Here is a 17,394-nt window from a genome sequence, read left to right as displayed (position 1 = left end):
GCCATCACTTGGTCGGATGCTCAGGCTGAAACATTTGCTAAAGCAAAGTGCTGGGTTATAAATAAGTTTCGAGCGACGCAGGAAGCCTCCGCATGGAATCGAAAGAAAAACTGTTAATGGAACTGCTGGGCCACACGGCTCGCTCACTGACCCATCTCACCGCCTCAGTCACTTCAATGTCATTCGAACTGCTGCGCAGCGAAGACGAAGTGGTGAAGAGCGCCGGCCGCCACATGATCGATCGCATGGCGACCATCAGTGCCGGGCTCGACGAACACTGGCGATTGATCGGCGAGCTCACCGGCGTACATGTCGCCCACGAGCAGATTGAAACCATTCAGGAGATTCAGCTGGCCGCACCGCCTCAGCTGCCGTCGAACTGATCATGGCGGTTTATCGGCTCGCCTGATAACCGCCGATTCACAGGACGAACGTCGCTGGCGCAGGATCGGCGCCGGGGCCATAGTTTTGTTCCCGCGGGCGTGAATGCCTGCCCAGAACAAGACAGAGACTGGCCATGACCAAGACTCTCCATCACCGTGCCTGCCATCTGTGTGAAGCCATTTGCGGGCTGACCATCGAAACCACCGAAACCGATGGCAACGTCGCGATCACATCAATCAAGGGTGACGCGCTCGACACGTTTAGTCGTGGACACATCTGCCCCAAAGCTGTGGCCCTGCAAGATATCCAGAACGATCCTGATCGCCTGCGCCAGCCAATGCGCCGTGTGGGCAGCGAATGGCTACCGATAGAGTGGGACGAGGCTTTTGCGCTGGTGGCCGAGAAGCTGGCGGCCATTCAGGAACGTCATGGCCAGAACGCCGTGGCGGTCTATCAAGGCAACCCGAGCGTGCATAACTACGGGCTGATGACCCACAGCAATTATTTCCTGGGGTTGCTGAAGACGCGCAATCGCTACTCGGCGACCTCGGTCGATCAGTTGCCGCATCACCTGAGCAGTTATCTGATGTACGGCCATGGGTTGCTGTTGCCGATTCCAGATATCGATCACACCGACTTCATGCTGATTCTCGGCGGTAATCCGCTGGCGTCCAACGGCAGCATCATGACCGTGCCGGATGTCGAGAAGCGTTTGAAAGCGATTCAGGCGCGCGGCGGCAAAGTGGTGGTTGTCGATCCACGGCGCAGCGAGACGGCGGCCATGGCTGATCAGCATTTGTTCGTGCGTCCGGGGGGCGATGCAGCGTTGTTGTTTGGTGTGCTGAACACCCTGTTTAGCGAAGGCTTGACCAGCGAAAGTCATTTGCCGGTCGATGGGCTGGATGACGTGCGCGCCGCTGTCGCTGCGTTTACCGCTGAAGCCATGAGCCCGTTGTGTGCGGTTCCTGCCGAGCAGATCCGCCAACTGGCCCGGGATTTCGCCGCCGCGCCGAGTGCCGTGTGCTACGGGCGCATGGGCGTTTCGACACAGGCCTTCGGCACCTTGTGCCACTGGGTGGTGCAATTGATCAACCTGGTCACCGGTAATCTTGATCGCGTCGGCGGTGCACTGTGCACTGAGCCCGCAGTGGATCTGGTGGCGTCGACTTCGGGCGGGCATTTCAACAAATGGCAGAGTCGCGTTTCCGGGCGTCCCGAGTACGGCGGCGAGCTACCGGTCTCGGCCCTGGCCGAAGAGATGCTTACCGAAGGTGAGGGCCAGATTCGTGCGCTGATCACCGTCGCTGGCAACCCGGTGTTGTCGACGCCGAACGGGCGGCAACTGGAGCAGGCGCTGGATGGCCTGGAGTTCATGGTCAGCGTCGACCTGTACATCAACGAAACCACGCGCTATGCCGACCTGATTCTGCCGTCAACCTCGGCGCTGGAAAACGATCACTACGACACGACGTTCAACCTGTTCGCGGTGCGCAACGTCACCCGCTTCAACCGCGCGATCCTCGCCAAACCCGAGGGCGCCTTGCATGACTGGGAGATCTTCGTGGGCCTGGCCAAGGCCTTTGCCGAGAAGACTGGCAAGGAACTGAAACCGACCATGCCACCGGCGAAGATGATCGATATGGGCCTGCGCATGGGCCTGTACGGTGACGCGTCCGAACAGAAGCTTTCGTTGGCGACGTTGTTCGATCATCCCCACGGGATTGATCTGGGCGCGTTGAAGCCGAACCTGGCTGCGCGCCTGAAAACGCCGAATCAGCGCGTGCAGGCTGCTCCGCCAGAGATCCTTGCTGACCTCGCACGCTTTGCCGCATTGCAGGCGCCGGCCGCCGATGAGCTGTTGATGATTGGCCGTCGTCATGTGCGCAGCAATAACTCGTGGATGCACAACTATCACCGTCTGGTGAAGGGCAAGCCACGCCATCAACTGCTGATGCACCCGGATGATCTCGCCAGCCGTGGGCTTAACGATGGTCAGTTGGTTCGCGTCAGCTCGCGGGTGGGGCAGATCGAGGTCGAGGTGCTCGGCAGTCTGGACATGATGAAAGGCGTGGTCAGCCTGCCGCATGGTTGGGGGCATGCGCGGCCGGGCGTGCAAATGGCGATTGCCAGCAGTCAGCCTGGGTCGAGCGCAAACGATCTGACCGATGAATGCCAGCTAGATGAGCTGTCGGGTAACGCCGCACTTAATGGTGTGCCGGTGACGGTGGCGGCGGCCTGAATGTGACCGTCGGGGAGACCGAGCATGGCGCTCGGGATTCCGTTACAATGCGTCACCGTGCCGACCCATGAGTCGGAAAGTTCAGCCGAGGTGCTCCATGGATATCATCGAAACGATTAAAGAGCAGATTGCCAACAACACCATTCTGCTTTACATGAAAGGCTCGCCGAATGCCCCACAGTGTGGCTTCTCTGCGAAAGCTGCGCAGGCTGTGATGGCTTGTGGCGAAAAGTTTGCGTACGTGGACATCCTGCAGAACCCGGAAATCCGCGCCAACCTGCCGAAGTACGCCAACTGGCCGACTTTCCCGCAACTGTGGGTCGGCGGTGAACTGGTCGGCGGTAGCGACATCATGACCGAGATGGCTGCAGACGGTTCGCTGCAAAGCACCATCAAGGCGGCTGTTGAAGCGGCAGCGGCGAACAAGTCCGAAGCCTGATCGGCCAGGTTTCATGCGACAGCTGCTGCTTGTGTAGGAGCTGTCGAGTGAAACGAGGCTGCGATCTTTTGATCTTCAGCCAATAAAAAGCCCCGCCACTCGAAAGAGGGCGGGGCTTTTTAGTGCGTTCGAAAAGTTACTGCAAGTTGCCGGTGCAACCTGAAAAGATCGCAGCCTTCGGCAGCTCCTACTCTTCGCCCATCTGCGATTGCAGATAGTTCTCAAGACCGACTTTGTCGATCAGGCCCAGTTGGGTTTCCAGCCAGTCGATATGTTCTTCTTCGGATTCGAGAATGTCTTCGAGCAGTTCACGGCTGCCGAAATCGCCAACGGTTTCGCAATGGGCGATTGCGGTCTTCAGGTCAGCATGGCCGGTCTTCTCGATACGCAGGTCGCACTCCAGCATTTCCTTGGTGTGCTCGCCGATGTGCAGCTTGCCCAGGTCCTGCACGTTCGGCAGGCCTTCGAGGAACAGGATGCGCTTGATCAGCTTGTCCGCGTGTTTCATCTCGTCGATGGATTCTTTGTATTCATGCTTGCCGAGCTTGTTCAGGCCCCAATCTTCATACATGCGTGCATGCAGGAAGTACTGATTGATCGCGACCAGCTCATTGGCAAGGATCTTGTTGAGATGCTGGATGACTGTAATGTCGCCTTTCATGATCGGAGTCCTGCCCTGTATTAGCTGTATATACGGCGGAGTTTGAGCTTCGTACTTATAAGTGTCAAACCTAAGTTATTGAATAATATATGAAAATTAATCGGAATAAGAATGTTTGTGTTCCGCGTCTGGGTGCTAAGCAGTTGATTTACAGGCATAAAAAAACCGGACATAAGTCCGGTTCTTTGAAATGGGGGGCAATCAAGCGGCGGTAAATTCTACGGGGTAGGGGATCGCAGCCTGAGCGGTTTGCAGCTTGGTCAGGGTTTCGCGAACGACTTCCTTGGCAAGGCACGCGCATTTGCCGCATTGGCTGGCGACGCCGGTGGCCTGGCGGACTTCTTTATAGCTGCAGCAACCTTCATAGATCGCATCGCGGATCTGTCCGTCGGTGACGCCAGTGCAGAGACAAACATACATAAGTGAGAACCGTCGCTGGTTGTGACTCAATTGCGATGGATCTTAATGTTAACGAGAATGATTGTCAAAGTGCTTTCGGAAGGCTTTTGCTGATTCTCAGCCGTGACTGACGAACGGTATTTGCTGGCGTTTTGCCTGGCCCCGTAAATGCAGTGCCGTTCTGCGCCTGCTTTGAAAAACCGTTAAGGACAGGCCAAATTCGCAGTGTATGATGGTCGGCCCTTGCGAAGGGGGTTCGTGTCACAGGGCTGTCGCCTGAGGGTGGCAGGCTGGCGCGGACCCTGAACTTCAAGTTTTTACACCAGGAGATATCAATGAGCGTACTCGTAGGCAAACAAGCCCCTGACTTCACCGTCCCGGCCGTACTCGGCAATGGCGAGATCGTTGACAGCTTCACCCTGTCCTCGGCCATCAAAGGCAAATACGGCCTGGTGTTCTTCTACCCACTGGACTTCACCTTCGTCTGCCCGTCCGAGCTGATCGCTCTGGACAACCGCATGGCCGACTTCAAGGCTCGCAATGTTGAAGTGATCGCTGTGTCGATCGACTCGCACTTCACTCACAACGCATGGCGCAACACCCCAGTAAACAATGGCGGCATCGGCCAGGTGAAATACACCATGGCTGCCGACATGAAGCACGACATCGCCAAGGCTTACGACGTTGAATCCGAAGGCGGCGTGGCTTTCCGTGGCGCGTTCCTGATCGACGACAAAGGCGTTGTCCGTTCGCAGATCATCAACGACCTGCCGCTGGGCCGTAACATGGAAGAGCTGATCCGTCTGGTCGACGCTCTGCAATTCCACGAAGAGCACGGCGAAGTCTGCCCTGCCAACTGGAAAAAAGGCGACAAAGGCATGAACGCTTCGCCAGAAGGCGTTGCGGCTTACCTGACCGAGAACGCTGCAGCCCTGTAAGGCGCAACGTCGAGGTACAAAAAACCGGCCCACGTGGCCGGTTTTTTTATGCGGAGAATTAATTGAAACAGCCTCTCGGCATCATTTGTTTCAAATGTTCGGAAAAAATACTGGATGAGTGAACAGTGGCTGGATAGGGTTGTGCTCGAGCGATAACGGGGTACGAAGGCGACTGCCTTGTCCTGAATCGCGCCTCACTTCAGTAAGGACGGTGCAATGGATTGCATGATGCAGAAGGGGATTCAAATGCCGAGTAGCTTGGACGTTGCGGATTATTTCCTCTGCCTGGAAGGGCATGAGGGCGAGATATCCAACCTCAAGATTCAAAAAATGGTTTATTACGCTCAAGGGTTCAGTCTGGCCGTCCTTGGTGAGGCTCTCTTCCCTGAAAAGCTGGAGGCGTGGATGCACGGGCCGGTGGTTCCGGATCTGTATCGAAGATTCAGCCAATTTGGATCGAGTGCCATTCCTCCTCCAAGTGATTTCAATCCAGATCTTTTCAGTGCCAAACAACAAAGTCTGCTCAACGAAGTATTCGACGTTTATGGCCAGTTTTCGGCGTGGAAACTACGTCAGTTGACGCATGAAGAAGCCCCTTGGCGTAGAAACTTCAAGGAAGGGGAGTTCAGCCGAGAAATTCCCGCCTGTGAGATGGAGGAGTATTTCCGGGAGCATTTGGTGAACTGAAATGGCCAAGTTCAAACGCAGGGAGCGCGATGCGGCAATTACAGTAACGGCACGGACGTCCACTATCGAAATAGATTCATCGGAAGCGCGACCTCCGGTTTTCTCATTTGAGTATTTGCAGAATGGCTGGTGCATTCAAGATTGCGAGGCCGTCGAACGGTCGAAAATGCTTGAGCGTCTGAGGATTCTGGGAAGAATGCCGTGGAGAGAATTGCGCAGAGAGCATAGGCATCGATATGGCTGTGAAACAATTGAGAGAAACAGTCTGAAAGTGGGAATTCCTGCTTTTTTGACAGGTGATGTCAGATTGCTTGTGTTTCGGGCTTTTGAACGTGTAGCGATGGTGGGATACAAGAGCCATCGGATTTTTTATGTCGTGTGGATTGATCGAGAATTTAAGCTCTATAAGCATTAAACAAAAAAACCGGCCCACGTGGCCGGTTTTTTTATGCGCGGGATTCACCCGACAACCCTCAATCAGTCGTCGAAATCTTCCCAGCCGCCCATCTGTTTCCAGCGGTTGACGATGCCGCAGAACAGCTCAGCGGTTTTCTCGGTGTCATAACGCGCCGAGTGCGCCTCGCGGCCGTCGAAATCGATGTCGGCGGCCTGGCAGGCTTTCGCCAGTACGGTTTGACCGTATGCCAGACCAGCCAGCGTCGCGGTGTCGAAGCTGGAGAATGGGTGGAACGGGTTGCGTTTCATGTCCAGACGCGCAACGGCTGCGTTCAGGAAGCCAAGATCGAAGCTGCTGTTGTGCCCGACCAGAATCGCGCGCTTGCAGCCATTGGCCTTCAGCGCCTTGCGAATGCCACGGAAGATGTCGGTCAGCGCGGTCTCTTCGCTGACAGCCATGCGCAGTGGATGGTCCAGCTTGATTCCGGTGAACTCCAGCGCCGCTGCTTCGATGTTGGCGCCTTCGAACGGCTCAACGCGGAAGAAGTAGGTGTGATCCGGGTATACAAAACCCTTTTCATCCATGGCGATGGTGGTCGCAGCAATCTCCAGCAACGCATCGGTGGCCGAGTTGAAGCCGCCGGTTTCTACGTCAACGACAACCGGCAGGTAGCCGCGAAAGCGTGCTGCCATCGGGTGGCGGGAACCGCCACCACCACTTTGACCGTCCAGTTCGTCGTCGAAATGGTCTTCACTCACGCGTGTTCCTCCAGCAGGCGCCAGCGCAGTTTTTCACCGGCGCGCAGCGGGATAACGGTCAGCTCGCCAAACGGCAGGCTGGTCGGGGCGGTCCATTCTTCACGAACCAGGGTGATGCGATCGGTGTTCGCCGGCAGGCCGTAGAAACGCGGGCCGTTGAGGCTGGCGAAGGCTTCGAGTTTGTCCAGCGCATTACGCTGTTCGAAGGCTTCGGCGTACATCTCGATGGCGGCGTACGCGGTGTAGCAGCCGGCACAGCCGCAAGCGGCTTCCTTGGCGTGCTGGGCGTGCGGCGCCGAGTCCGTGCCGAGGAAGAACTTCGCGCTGCCACTGGTGGCGGCGTCGAGCAGGGCTTCCTGGTGCGTATTGCGCTTGAGGATCGGCAGGCAATAGAAGTGCGGCCGAATCCCGCCCACCAGCATGTGGTTGCGGTTGTACAGCAGGTGATGCGCGGTGATGGTCGCGCCTACGTTGGCCGAAGCCTCGTTGACGAACTGCACGGCGTCACCGGTGGTGATGTGTTCAAACACCACTTTCAGCGTCGGGAAGCGCTCGACCACGCGGCGCATGTGCTCGTCGATGAAGATCTTTTCGCGGTCGAACACATCGACGTCGCCACGGGTGACTTCACCGTGGATCAGCAACGGCATGCCGACTTCGGCCATGGCTTCCAGTGCCGGGAAGATCTTGTCGATGCTGGTTACCCCGGAATCGGAGTTGGTGGTCGCGCCGGCCGGGTACAGCTTGGCTGCGTGCACAAAACCACTCGCCTTGGCTTCACGAATTTCTTCGGGCTGGGTGCGGTCGGTGAGGTACAGCACCATCAGCGGTTCGAAGCGACTGCCGGCCGGGCGGGCAGCGAGAATCCGCTGGCGATAGCCGTCGGCTTCGGCGGCGTTGCGCACCGGTGGTACCAGGTTGGGCATGATGATGGCGCGGCCAAAAGTGCGCGCAACATCGGCAACGGTATTGGTCAACACGGCACCATCGCGAAGATGAATGTGCCAGTCGTCGGGACGCAGCAGGGTCAGGCGGTCGGACATGAGGGGATTCCAGGCGGGTCAAACTGAGGCGAATGCTACCGGAAAAGACTCTTGCAGGCACTCGCTATCAAGTTTTGCCGGAACCTTCCGATATCCCGTAGGTATGCCGTAAACATAGTGTGAATCGGTCTTTGTGTTTCAGAAGCCAATGGAGCCTCCCGTGCGCCAGCGTTATTTAGCCTTGCTCAGTGTGTTTGCCAGCCTTCCGGCGATGGCGCTCACGTACCAGACCCGTCTGGAGAACATTGAGTGGACGGTCGCCGGCGACAAGTTCGAATGTCGTCTGACCCAACCGATCACTGATTTCGGCTCGGGTGAGTTCGTGCGCAAGGCCGGCGAGCAGGCGATATTCCGTCTGAACGCCTACAACGCCATGCTCGGCGGCGGCTCTGCAACGTTGCTGGCAGCGGCTGCGCCTTGGCAGCCGGGCCGTGGTGACATCAATCTGGGCTCTGTAAGGCTCGGCAGCGGCAACGTTTTGTTCAGCAGTTCGCAGTCCCAGGCCGGCGGTTTGATCAGTGGCCTGCTGGACGGTCGCAGCCCGGTCGTACGGCGCGCTTCAGGCGATGGCCGTGTCTCTGAAGTACGCCTGTTGCCGGTCAAGTTCAGCAAAGCCTTCAATGATTACCAGACATGTGTGGCGAAATTGCTGCCGCAGAATTTCGACCAGATCAAACAGTCGCAGATCGGCTTCCCCGGCGAAGGCGTTGACCTGGATCCTGCCGCTAAAGCCAAGCTGCAAGTGATGCTCGAATACATGAAGGCCGATCCGACGGTCAATCACATCGAACTCGACGGCCATTCCGACAACAGCGGTAATCGCCTGACCAACCGTGAACTGTCGCGCCGCCGCGCGCTGGCGGTGGTCGACTTCTTCAAGGCCAACGGCATTCAGGAATCGCAGATCACCGTGCGTTTCCATGGCGAGCAATATCCCATTGTGCCGAACACCAACGCGGCCAATCGCGCGAAGAACCGTCGGGTCAATGTCAAACTGGCGCGCGTGGCGCCGGTCGCGGCTCCGGCACCGCAAGCGAGCACGCCAGCCAATACTGCGGCGACTTCCTGACCCGCCGGTCATCGTCGCGCTCTCGACAGATTCTGTCGCTTTGTCGTCTTAAGCTGTCGCGCCTCTGTAAATTATCGCGTTTGGGCGGTAGACTCCTCGGCTTTCCGTAGAACCCCGTGGAGTGATGGCATGGCGGACGTAAACAAGGTCGTTCTGGCGTATTCCGGCGGCCTGGACACTTCGGTGATCCTCAAGTGGCTGCAGGATACTTATAACTGTGAAGTGGTGACCTTCACCGCTGATCTCGGTCAAGGCGAAGAGGTCGAGCCGGCCCGCGCCAAGGCTCAGGCCATGGGCGTCAAAGAAATCTACATCGACGACCTGCGCGAAGAGTTCGTGCGTGATTTCGTGTTCCCGATGTTCCGCGCCAACACCGTTTACGAAGGCGAGTACCTGCTGGGTACTTCCATCGCGCGTCCGCTGATCGCCAAACGTCTGATCGAAATCGCCAACGAAACCGGCGCTGACGCCATTTCCCATGGCGCCACCGGCAAGGGTAACGACCAGGTGCGTTTCGAACTGGGTGCCTACGCGCTCAAACCAGGCGTGAAAGTGATCGCGCCTTGGCGCGAGTGGGACCTGCTGTCCCGCGAGAAGCTGATGGACTACGCCGAGAAGCACGCGATCCCGATCGAGCGTCACGGCAAGAAGAAGTCCCCGTACTCGATGGACGCCAACCTGCTGCACATCTCCTATGAAGGCGGCGTGCTGGAAGACACCTGGACCGAGCACGAAGAAGACATGTGGAAATGGACCGTCTCCCCGGAGAACGCTCCTGACAAAGCGCAATACCTGGAACTGACCTACCGCAACGGCGACATCGTTGCACTGGACGGCGTCGAAATGACTCCGGCCACCGTGCTGGCGACGCTGAACAAGATCGGTGGCGCTCACGGTATCGGCCGTCTCGACATTGTCGAAAACCGTTACGTCGGCATGAAGTCCCGTGGCTGCTACGAAACCCCGGGCGGCACTATCATGCTGCGCGCTCACCGCGCCATCGAATCGATCACCCTGGACCGCGAAGTCGCTCACCTCAAAGACGAGCTGATGCCGAAATACGCCAGCCTGATCTACACCGGTTACTGGTGGAGCCCAGAGCGTCTGATGCTGCAGCAGATGATCGACGCTTCGCAGGTCAACGTGAACGGCGTTGTGCGCCTGAAGTTGTACAAAGGCAACGTGATCGTTACCGGCCGCAAGTCCGACGATTCGCTGTTCGATTCCAACATCGCGACCTTCGAAGAAGACGGCGGTGCTTACAACCAGGCTGATGCCGCGGGCTTCATCAAGCTCAACGCGCTGCGCATGCGCATTGCTGCCAACAAGGGCCGCAAGCTGTTCTAAGCGTTCTGGTCTGAAGCGTAATGAAAAGGGCGGCCTTGTCATCGAGACAAGGCCGCCCTTTTTGCATGATTCTTTGTTTGCGTCTGATTGAAGCCTGTTCCTGATCTTGGCATCTGTGGCTACGACTCATCTTTCATGCCCGTCCCAGCAACGTTACCGCCTGTGTGCAAAGGTTATAAACAATACAAATCGTTTTGCCTGAGCCTTTCCTGACGTGCCTGATCTTCAGCAATGAATGCTGCGTCAGTAAAACATCCGATACATGATTGGAAAGAAACACCACCACCCGGGGAGTTTTCCGGTCCAGGTTCCGGATGTTTTCCAGAATCGTGGCTAACTCTCTCGATGCATCGACACCCCGAACGTCGATGAGGTGCAGGTCACTGACCCACGCGGGCAACTGAATGTTGTGCTGAACAATCAGGTTCGGTTTTGAGTTGATGGCCGATGGCGGGTCAGGCGCGTTGTGGACTTTGCACGCGTCCTTGCATTCGGTTGGGCCTGACTCGCTTGGCACGATACAACTTGATAGTCCAAATGCCCCTTGCGTGGCTGGCTCCAAGGGCGGTGTATTTCGTTTGTTCTCGCGATCGTTGTTATCGATTACTTTAAGAAAGTTTTTGTCCTTGCCGAAGTCCGAGGGTGAGTAGAGGGAACGGTAGTTAAAGTTTAAAGTTATAAAAAATAGAAACAGCAAGTAGAACGGAAAGCTGATCAGAAACCATACGTAGATCTCTCTGTCCTTGTTGTCTAGAAAAGGCAGCGAAATGGCGGCTGATGTTTCCGAAATAGCTGCAAATATGGCAATTACCGTCATTGGGTTAGTGATTTTGTTTTTTATTTTCAGCATGCTTGTACTCTTGTGTTTGATCTGTCTCGTTGGTGGTAAGTATGTGTGGATTGAGTAGCTTGGTAATCGGCTTTCAAATACTTGTATTTATAGCAAAAGTATTGTGTTAGGTATAAATATCTTGTTTCAAGTGTTTATAGCGGGTTTGAAGTTGTGAGGTTGGTGTGTCGGCTGTTGCATGGTGTTTCGGGTTGATAATCAAAGTTCTCGGCCGAGCGCAGATTTGCACGTGTCATGGCCGTTCGGGCATAGTGAAACTCAGCGACAAGGCATGATTTCTGTGTCGTTAGTCGTAGTCTGTAACTAGTTAGAAGCGAAATATTTCCGTGAGTGGAGAAGGAAATAACGTCGGATGTTTACTGGGGGTAGCGGCTTTTTGTAGGAATAGTCCGCAATGACTGTAGGGTATGTCTCTCGATGCAGGTGCGTGTTAACACTGGCATGCCATAGAGCAAGTGACTGGGCTATTGTGCGTGTTCTAAAAATTCGAACAGCGAAACTGGACTTGCCCATGAATAAAGTGCTGATCGTGGATGATCACCCTGTCATTCGTCTTGCGGTACGTATGCTGATGGAACGTCATGGCTACGAAGTCATCGCAGAAACTGATAACGGTGTGGATGCGTTACAACTTGCTCGAGAACAAATGCCGGATATTGTCATTCTGGATATTGGAATACCAAAGCTTGATGGTCTGGAAGTTATCGCGCGCCTGACTACGACGGCCATGCCTATTAAAGTTCTGGTGTTGACCTCCCAGGCTCCCGGGCACTTTTCAATGCGCTGTATGCAGTCGGGAGCGGCCGGCTATGTCTGTAAACAACAGGACCTGACCGAGTTGCTCAGTGCGATCAAGGCGGTATTGTCGGGCTATAGTTATTTTCCCAATCAGGCTTTGCATACAGTCCGCACCAGTCTGGGCAATGCCAGTGAAGCCGACATGGTGGATCGTCTGTCCGGTCGGGAAATGATGGTGTTGCAGCAGTTGGCGCGAGGCAAGACAAACAAGGAAATTGCCGATGGCATGTTTTTGAGCAACAAAACCGTAAGCACCTACAAGACGCGCTTGTTGTTGAAGCTCAATGCGCGATCCCTGGTTGATCTGATCGAGTTGGCGCAGCGTAATGGTCTGGTCTGAATGTATCGATGGCTGACAGGGTGATGGGCCGGTCGAACTCAGCTAGCCGCAGAAAGTGAAAAGCCTCCATTTCGGGAGGCTTTCAAATATCAGTCATCAAAATCGTAATCGGCCAATTGCTTTTGCAGTCGGCGCTCCTCAAGCAGGTTATCGATCGTACGGCGCTTGCTGAGATTGGTCTTGGCGACTTCGACCACAGGTTCGGTGTCCTCAGTTTCCGCAGCGATATCATCATCTACATCAAGTGGCTCTTTGTCGCTACTCATCAGCTAACTCCCGGCTAAGAATGCCTTTGGCGCTCCTTATATCGATATTCCTGCGGCGGGTAAAAAAGATTTTTTCAATCGACTTATCAATTATTCCAATAGCCGGTCAATCGTCCGAAGTTTTGTCCTTGTACTCGCACAGGTCTTCGATCCGGCAACTGCCGCAGCGTGGCTTGCGGGCCAGACACACATAACGGCCATGAAGTATCAGCCAGTGATGAGAGTCGAGAAGGAATTCTTTGGGTACAAACTTCATCAGCTTCTTTTCCACTTCGACCACGTTTTTACCCGGTGCAATGCCGGTGCGGTTGCTGACCCGAAAGATATGAGTGTCGACGGCCATGGTCAGTTGGCGGAAAGCCGTGTTGAGTACGACGTTGGCAGTCTTGCGGCCCACTCCCGGCAGGGCTTCGAGCTCTTCACGGGTTTGCGGGACTTCGCTGCCATGGCGTTCGACCAGCAAGCGGCAGGTTTCGATGACGTTCTTGGCCTTGCTGTTGTAAAGGCCGATCGTCTTGATGTATTCGGATAGCCCCTCGACGCCCAAAGCGTGGATCGCCGCTGGCGTGTTGGCAACCGGGAACAGCTTTGCCGTGGCCTTGTTGACCCCGACGTCTGTCGATTGCGCCGAAAGAATCACCGCGATCAACAACTCGAACGGCGAGGAGTAGGCCAGTTCGGTCTTCGGTTCCGGGTTGTCTTCGTGCAGGCGGCGGAAAATCTCCAGGCGTTTTACTGCATTCATGAGCGATGTGTTTCCTTGGATATCGAGTTCGGGCGAACTATCGCCTGACGCGCCGCCAGCAGCAGCGCCAACAAAATAAAAGCACCGGGGATCAACGTGATCAGGTGCAGCCCTTCGCCAAATACAACAAGACCTGGCCAGTGTTCGAACAGTCCCCGGCCGAGACTGCCGTGACCGACGAGTTCACGCAGCCCGGCGAGCCCGAGCAGCAATCCGCCGAACATGCCGCAGAGTTTGAGCCGCTCGATCCACGACTGCCGCCAGAAACCGTTGTGCTCCAGCACCACGCATTGCAAGGCGATCAGGCCGACATAGAGGCCGAAGGTTTGCTGCCAGGGCAGAAACCAGCGTTGCGCCAAAAGATCTGCGCAACTGGTGAGGGTCGCGGCGAGCAACACGCTGGCGAGCAACACGCTTTTTTCTGTGAGCCGTGGTCGCAAAGCAGCCATGCACAGGCCATACAAGCCTGCGACAGTAACGAACATCAATAATGTCCCCACACCACCTGCCAGTGAGTCACTGGTGCCAAGCAGCAATGTCAGCATCAAAGTGTTCGAGAGGACTGCTGATCGGTTCATGTTCCGCTCCCCAGCAGCGCGGCCCGATGTTCATCGAAGTAGCGCAGGGCATCATGGATCGCGCTGATGGCTGCGCGCGAGGTGATGGTCGCGCCAGCTATTTGATCAAATTGTCCCTGATCCTTTTTCAGCGCCCATCCCGCATCTGTCGGCTCCTTGCTCGATGTGCCGATAAACGACTGTAGCCAGGTATTCGGCCAGTCACCCAAGTGCCCGCCGAGTCCTGGCGTTTCGCTTTGTTTAAGGGTTTTTACACCGAGCAATTTGCCGTTGGTATCGATGGCGATCAACAGTTCGATGGCGCCCGCATAACCCTGGGTCTGACTGTGTAGCAAGATTGCGACGGTCTGGCCGCGTTTGGTCGCGCGATAGCCACCCGTCAAGGTGCTATGGCTCAAGTTCAAGTCTGCCAAGGCCAAAGGCTGCTCGAGCGGTTGATTGTCGTAGGCATCGAGTGGAAGCAAATCCAGCAGTTTGCGGCTTTCGATCCAGTGCTGCTCGCTGGCAATTTGCGCTGCAGTACTACGGTATACAACATAAGTCGCAGCGACGCCGATGACCGCCAACAGCAGCACAATAGACGCGCTGGCCGTGCGATTCATGGGCGCACCTCTGACTGGCGGCTCGCGGCAAATCGCTCCAGCGCAGGCACGCAAAAGTTCATCAGCAGCACTGCGAACGCCACGCCATCCGGGTATCCACCCCAGGTTCGAATCACGTAAGTCAGCAGCCCGACACTGCCTCCGAACAGCAGACGGGCAAGCGCGCTCTTAGCGCCAGAGACCGGTTCAGTGATGATAAAGAACGCCCCCAGCATGGTCGCGCCACTGAGCAGGTGAAACAGCGGTGACCCATGCGAGTCCGACCCGGAACCGTTCCAGCACAGCAGACTGATGACAAACAGGCTGGCGAGCATGCCCACTGGCGCATGCCAGCTGAAAACGCGGCGCTGCAGCAGAAACACCCCACCGGCGAGGAACGCCAGATTCACCCATTCCACACCGTGTCCGCCCCATCGACCGAAGCCTGGATTGCTGGTGAACAACTCGTCCATGGTCAGGCTTTTATTGATGCGTAGGCTGTCCAGTACGGTGGCCTGGACCCAAGCATCCGGCGCCTGACCTGCGCCGAACACTTGTTGAAACGTTGCCGTCAGATCCAGGCCATGAGCCGGCCAATGGGTCATCGGTTGCGGGAACATCACCATGGCCAGGGCAAACCCGAGCATTGCTGGATTGAACGGGTTTTTGCCGACGCCGCCGTACACGTGCTTGCCGAACAGCAGACCCGCAGCCATGGCCGTTACCGTCAGCCACCAGGGGCAATAAGGTGGCAGGGCAGCAGCCAGCAATGTCGCACTGACCAGCGCGCTGCCGTCGCTCAGCGCAGGCTGCAGGGGCTGTCGACGCAGGTGCAGGACCGCTGCTTCGACAATCAATGCTGTGGTGGCCGCCAGAATCAGATTGATCAACATCCCCCAACCGTACAGCCAGAACAGTGCGAGCAGCCCCGGCAAAGCGGCCAGCAGCACCAGCTTCATTGCCTGTTGCAGGCGATTGTCCGGTGCCTCAAGGGGCAACATGATCTTGCACCTGGCGCTCGGCGTCTTGCAGACGGGCGCGGGCCTTGGCGAGGATTTCGGTGGGCGTGTCGGCGCGCCGTTCGAGTTTGTTGAGGTCGGCGCGGGCGTAGGCCAATTCGGTTTTCAACTGGCGAAGCTGGCTGTCGACCGGGCGTTTTTCGACGCGCACCAGGTCAGGCAACGGCTGATCGCTTGTAGCTTCGGCTGCGTGCAGGGCCTGTTCGGCATCGCGCAGTGCTTGTTCCAGCGCGGCGATCTGTTCGGGCGCCGCTTCGGCGGTTTGGGCTTTTTTCAGTTCGGCACGACGCATTGCCAACTGGATTTTTGCCCGTTTCAAGTCGGCATCTTTCGCCGGGACCGTGACTGCCGGGGCAGGCGGGGCGCTGCTTTCAAGTATCGCCAAGGCCTCCTCAGCCGCGTCGAACTGCTGCTGCAACACGATCAATTGTGCCTGCTGCTCGAACGTCGGCGGATGACCGAAGGCTTTCAACGTTTTGTGCAGTTGCGCGCGGCTCATCGCTACATCGATTTTGGCTTTCTTCAGCGCCGCGTCTACGGTGGCGGCTTTCTGCGCACGCACGCGTTCCAGTGCCGCCTGCACCGGATCGGTCGCGGTCCCTTGAGGCTGCGCCGCCCGTTTCGCCCGCGCTTCACGCTCAGCCTGTTTCTGTTGTTCTTCGCGGTGCAAGCGATCGTTTCGGCGCTCGAAGCGTTGACGCGCGTGATCGCGTTTGGCCGCGCGCGCGCGCTGCTCGTCGAGACTGACGGCGAGGCCGCCCACCACCGGCAACGTGCCCGGCGACAATGGATGCATTTCGATGCAATCCACCGGGCACGGTGCGACACACAGATCGCAACCAGTGCACTCGTCGACGATGACCGTGTGCATCAGTTTCGCCGCGCCGACGATCGCGTCGATCGGGCAGGCCTGAATGCACTTGGTGCAGCCAATGCATTCGGCTTCACGGATAAACGCCACTTGCGGCGGTGCCGAGCCGCGACTGATGTCCAGTTCCAGCACCGGCACTTTCAACAGTTCAGCCAGCGCCGCGATGGTTTCGTCACCGCCCGGCGGGCACTTGTTGATCGGCTCGCCCTCGGCGATGCCTTGTGCGTACGGTTTGCATCCGGGATGGCCGCACTTGCCGCATTGGGTCTGCGGCAGGAGGGCATCGATGCGTTGAATCAGACTCATGTTTTGATCAGTCCACTGAATCCGAGAAAAATCACTGCGATCAGTCCGGCGCCGATCAGATCAATCGGCAGGCCACGAAAGGGCAGGGGGATATCGTTGTCGCCCGTGCGCTCGCGCAAATCGCTGAAGAGGCTCAGCACCAGCCAGAAACCCAGCCCGGCGCCAAGACTTAGCGCTATTGCCTGCGGCAGGCCTTGATCGTTTTGCGCGTTGATCAGTGCCAGCCCGAGCACTCCGGCATTGCCCAGCAACAATGGCCATAGCCCGTCGAAAGGCAGACCGGGAAAGCCGCCGGACAACAGTTTCAGCAGCGGTGCGATCAGCAACACACTCAATGGCAGAAACACGAACAGCCGCAGTGCTTCAAGGTGAAGCGGCACCAGTAGCCAATGCCAGATCCCGTAACCGGTTACACCCACAACCAACATCAGGCACAACGTCGCCAGTCCCAGCGCATGCACCTGGCGACGACTGCCCGCCAGCAGCGGATCGACGCCCAGGGGCCAGTGCAACACGAAGTTGTTAAGCAGCGCAGCACTGATAAGCGTAAGCACGAGTTCGGTCATGGTTCTGCCAGAGAAACGGGCGGCTATCTCATAAGGTTAGGCATTATCCGGCAGCCACGCAGGGTGGGCCAGATATGAAAAATCCCACCGGCATGCGGGGCACGCCGGTGGGA

The 17,394-nt window shown here is 57.0% G+C and carries 21 protein-coding genes; 9 read left to right on the top strand and 12 right to left on the bottom strand.

Features of this window, described 5'->3' with window-relative positions; translation table 11 throughout:
* The first annotated feature begins 92 nt into the window (after nt 1-92).
* The 3 genes from AB4O11_RS02420 (at nt 93) to grxD (ending at nt 3,062) form a co-directional block, all read left to right on the top strand.
* Nucleotides 93-383 (top strand): hypothetical protein, encoded by a 291-nt coding sequence (locus AB4O11_RS02420; RefSeq protein ID WP_016986650.1) that lies wholly within the window; start codon nt 93-95, stop codon nt 381-383.
* A gap of 134 nt (nt 384-517) precedes the next feature.
* Nucleotides 518-2,623, top strand: a complete 2,106-nt coding sequence (locus AB4O11_RS02415) for a molybdopterin oxidoreductase family protein (protein WP_414927003.1) — start codon at nt 518-520, stop codon at nt 2,621-2,623.
* 97 nt (nt 2,624-2,720) lie between these two features.
* Nucleotides 2,721-3,062, top strand: a complete 342-nt coding sequence (gene grxD / locus AB4O11_RS02410) for a Grx4 family monothiol glutaredoxin (RefSeq protein WP_016773402.1) — start codon at nt 2,721-2,723, stop codon at nt 3,060-3,062.
* 187 nt (nt 3,063-3,249) lie between these two features.
* Here grxD and bfr read toward each other — a convergent pair whose 3' ends face one another.
* Complete coding sequence (gene bfr, locus AB4O11_RS02405) at nt 3,250-3,723, bottom strand: bacterioferritin (protein WP_007916671.1); 474 nt, start codon at nt 3,721-3,723, stop codon at nt 3,250-3,252.
* 201 nt (nt 3,724-3,924) lie between these two features.
* The gene (locus AB4O11_RS02400) at nt 3,925-4,143 is read right to left on the bottom strand and encodes a bacterioferritin-associated ferredoxin (RefSeq protein WP_093430580.1); all 219 of its coding nucleotides are present in this window, start codon (nt 4,141-4,143) and stop codon (nt 3,925-3,927) included.
* A gap of 314 nt (nt 4,144-4,457) precedes the next feature.
* Here AB4O11_RS02400 and AB4O11_RS02395 point away from each other — a divergent pair, with 314 nt between their 5' ends.
* From AB4O11_RS02395 to AB4O11_RS02385, 3 genes are all read left to right on the top strand, one after another.
* Nucleotides 4,458-5,060 (top strand): peroxiredoxin, encoded by a 603-nt coding sequence (locus AB4O11_RS02395; protein ID WP_003227723.1) that lies wholly within the window; start codon nt 4,458-4,460, stop codon nt 5,058-5,060.
* Between the two features lie 216 nt (nt 5,061-5,276).
* Entirely contained in the window at nt 5,277-5,747 is a 471-nt protein-coding gene (locus AB4O11_RS02390) for a Panacea domain-containing protein (protein ID WP_093430579.1), read from the top strand.
* A gap of 1 nt (nt 5,748) precedes the next feature.
* Nucleotides 5,749-6,162 (top strand): hypothetical protein, encoded by a 414-nt coding sequence (locus tag AB4O11_RS02385; RefSeq protein WP_093430578.1) that lies wholly within the window; start codon nt 5,749-5,751, stop codon nt 6,160-6,162.
* Between the two features lie 62 nt (nt 6,163-6,224).
* Here the strand turns inward: AB4O11_RS02385 and rnt are convergent, their stop codons facing one another.
* Nucleotides 6,225-6,902, bottom strand: a complete 678-nt coding sequence (rnt, locus tag AB4O11_RS02380) for a ribonuclease T (protein ID WP_007916667.1) — start codon at nt 6,900-6,902, stop codon at nt 6,225-6,227.
* On the bottom strand, nt 6,899-7,945 hold the full coding sequence (gene pyrC, locus AB4O11_RS02375) for a dihydroorotase (RefSeq protein WP_093430577.1): 1,047 nt from the start codon (nt 7,943-7,945) through the stop codon (nt 6,899-6,901). Before pyrC ends, rnt begins: the two co-directional genes overlap by 4 nt.
* 160 nt (nt 7,946-8,105) lie before the next feature.
* On the opposite strand from pyrC, the gene AB4O11_RS02370 reads away from it, so the two are divergent.
* Nucleotides 8,106-9,014, top strand: a complete 909-nt coding sequence (locus AB4O11_RS02370) for a flagellar protein MotY (RefSeq protein WP_186622884.1) — start codon at nt 8,106-8,108, stop codon at nt 9,012-9,014.
* Between the two features lie 129 nt (nt 9,015-9,143).
* A complete protein-coding gene (locus AB4O11_RS02365) occupies nt 9,144-10,361 on the top strand; it encodes an argininosuccinate synthase (RefSeq protein ID WP_007916658.1) in 1,218 nt (405 codons plus the stop codon).
* A gap of 133 nt (nt 10,362-10,494) precedes the next feature.
* Here AB4O11_RS02365 and AB4O11_RS02360 read toward each other — a convergent pair whose 3' ends face one another.
* Complete coding sequence (locus AB4O11_RS02360) at nt 10,495-11,211, bottom strand: hypothetical protein (RefSeq protein ID WP_460092103.1); 717 nt, start codon at nt 11,209-11,211, stop codon at nt 10,495-10,497.
* 511 nt (nt 11,212-11,722) lie between these two features.
* Here AB4O11_RS02360 and AB4O11_RS02355 point away from each other — a divergent pair.
* Nucleotides 11,723-12,349: a response regulator transcription factor gene (locus tag AB4O11_RS02355; RefSeq protein WP_064119001.1), complete on the top strand. Its 627-nt coding sequence runs from the start codon at nt 11,723-11,725 to the stop codon at nt 12,347-12,349.
* 89 nt (nt 12,350-12,438) lie between these two features.
* On the opposite strand, the gene AB4O11_RS02350 is transcribed toward AB4O11_RS02355, so the two are convergent.
* The 7 genes from AB4O11_RS02350 to AB4O11_RS02320 all read right to left on the bottom strand — a co-directional run bounded on the left by AB4O11_RS02350 (nt 12,439) and on the right by AB4O11_RS02320 (nt 17,281).
* A complete protein-coding gene (locus AB4O11_RS02350; RefSeq protein ID WP_093430574.1) occupies nt 12,439-12,615 on the bottom strand; it encodes a PA3496 family putative envelope integrity protein in 177 nt (58 codons plus the stop codon).
* A gap of 106 nt (nt 12,616-12,721) precedes the next feature.
* Nucleotides 12,722-13,360: an endonuclease III gene (gene nth, locus AB4O11_RS02345; RefSeq protein WP_093430573.1), complete on the bottom strand. Its 639-nt coding sequence runs from the start codon at nt 13,358-13,360 to the stop codon at nt 12,722-12,724.
* Nucleotides 13,357-13,938 (bottom strand): Rnf-Nqr domain containing protein, encoded by a 582-nt coding sequence (locus tag AB4O11_RS02340; RefSeq protein ID WP_093430572.1) that lies wholly within the window; start codon nt 13,936-13,938, stop codon nt 13,357-13,359. The genes nth and AB4O11_RS02340 overlap by 4 nt, the downstream gene beginning before the upstream one ends.
* The gene (locus AB4O11_RS02335) at nt 13,935-14,540 is read right to left on the bottom strand and encodes an RnfABCDGE type electron transport complex subunit G (RefSeq protein WP_099757050.1); all 606 of its coding nucleotides are present in this window, start codon (nt 14,538-14,540) and stop codon (nt 13,935-13,937) included. Before AB4O11_RS02335 ends, AB4O11_RS02340 begins: the two co-directional genes overlap by 4 nt.
* Nucleotides 14,537-15,520, bottom strand: coding sequence for an RnfABCDGE type electron transport complex subunit D (locus tag AB4O11_RS02330; RefSeq protein WP_460130025.1), 984 nt, complete (start codon nt 15,518-15,520; stop codon nt 14,537-14,539). Before AB4O11_RS02330 ends, AB4O11_RS02335 begins: the two co-directional genes overlap by 4 nt.
* Nucleotides 15,507-16,715 carry an electron transport complex subunit RsxB gene (gene rsxB, locus AB4O11_RS02325; protein WP_460092096.1) on the bottom strand — a complete coding sequence of 403 codons (1,209 nt, stop codon included), beginning with the start codon at nt 16,713-16,715 and terminating at the stop codon, nt 15,507-15,509. The genes AB4O11_RS02330 and rsxB overlap by 14 nt, the downstream gene beginning before the upstream one ends.
* Nucleotides 16,712-17,281, bottom strand: coding sequence for an electron transport complex protein RnfA (locus AB4O11_RS02320; RefSeq protein WP_460130022.1), 570 nt, complete (start codon nt 17,279-17,281; stop codon nt 16,712-16,714). Before AB4O11_RS02320 ends, rsxB begins: the two co-directional genes overlap by 4 nt.
* Between the last annotated feature and the right edge of the window lie 113 nt (nt 17,282-17,394).

Source organism: Pseudomonas sp. H1_D05 (assembly GCF_054682705.1).
The sequence above is the reverse complement of the archived record's forward strand: the minus strand, read 5'-3'. Positions and strand labels throughout refer to the sequence as shown.